Below are 1,166 nucleotides of genomic sequence, written 5' to 3'. Positions count from 1 at the left end.
AGCGAAACACGATAATTTTTTCAAACCTTTTCGGTCCCGTGCTGGGCGGCGACGCGCTGCCGAACTACAAACTCAAACAGGGCGAAAAATTTGGCGGCATAGACGCGGCGAAATTTTATCGCAATAGCTTCTCTGCCGCGCTGGATCGGTATCTGGCGGATGAGTGCGTCGTGGATCTGCGCGCGGGATTTTATGAGAAATTTTACGATATGAAGCGCGAATATTTGAGTTTTAGTTTCATAAAAGGCGGCAAGGTGCTGAGCCACTACGCCAAGGCTTGGCGCGGCAAGGTATTGCGCGAAATAGCTCTTGCGGGCGCCTGCAATGAGGCGGAGGTGCTCGCGCTGCGCTTGGGCGGCGCCTCCGTGCTTGAAATCAAACAGATCGGGCTAAAAAAGGAGATCGTGCTGGAAATTTCATAAGGTGCGAAAACCGCTCGGAGAAATTTACGATAAAGCTTGTGGATTTAATGCGGATTTTTGCGTAAAATTTAGCTCGGAAAATTTGCCGCGAGTTCAAATCCCGCCCCATCCAAAGCAGTTTTACCCGGAAAAATTTGCGGGCAGAATTTCATCGCGAGGATTTTGCGGCGACTTTTTGATCTTTGGAACTCTTTTGGCGGGTTTTGAACGAGCTTTTGGCGGCGAAATTTCGTCGTAAATTTTTGCAAGAAATTCGCGCTCTTTGCGTTTGCACGCGCTTTGCATAAAATTTTACGTCGATCTTGCCGTGATTTTAAACCGATTTTATGCCGATCTTGCCGTGATTTTGCACCGGTTTTATGGCGATTTTAGGATACAAAGCGCGAAAATTTTGCTGTCGTCCTCCGCACATAAAGAATTTTGCTAGGGAAGACGCGCCGCGTATATACGGAAAACAGGGCTCTGTGCAGAAAAAATTTTAACTGCAATTCACAGCAGGAATTTTGTCTAAAATTTTACTTTGCGAGATTTTGCAGTATTAAATTACGCCGTAATAAAATTTTGAGCCAAAATTTCACGCTTTGAAATCCCGTAAATTTTCCGCTTTCAAATCCAAAATTCCGCAAATTTAGCAAGCTTTAAATTTTAAAGCTATAAACTTCGCTTCAAATTTTAAGGATCAAAAATGCTAGAACTCCCCTTTGTCGGCGTCGTCGTGGGCTTCATATCGGGCTTTTTCGGTAT

1 protein-coding gene is annotated in these 1,166 nt (G+C 44.9%); it reads left to right on the top strand.

Translation table 11 applies throughout. From position 1 onward, the window contains the following. Positions 1-422, top strand: a 422-nt coding sequence (yaaA, locus tag Q0369_RS06215) for a peroxide stress protein YaaA (protein WP_298097447.1), incomplete at its 5' end; no start/stop codon positions are given. Positions 423-1,166 lie beyond the last annotated feature (744 nt).

Origin of the sequence: uncultured Campylobacter sp., from assembly GCF_938030685.1 — a bacterium.
In the GTDB taxonomy this organism is placed as follows: domain Bacteria; phylum Campylobacterota; class Campylobacteria; order Campylobacterales; family Campylobacteraceae; genus Campylobacter_B.
This window is presented reverse-complemented; position numbering and strand designations above follow the sequence as displayed.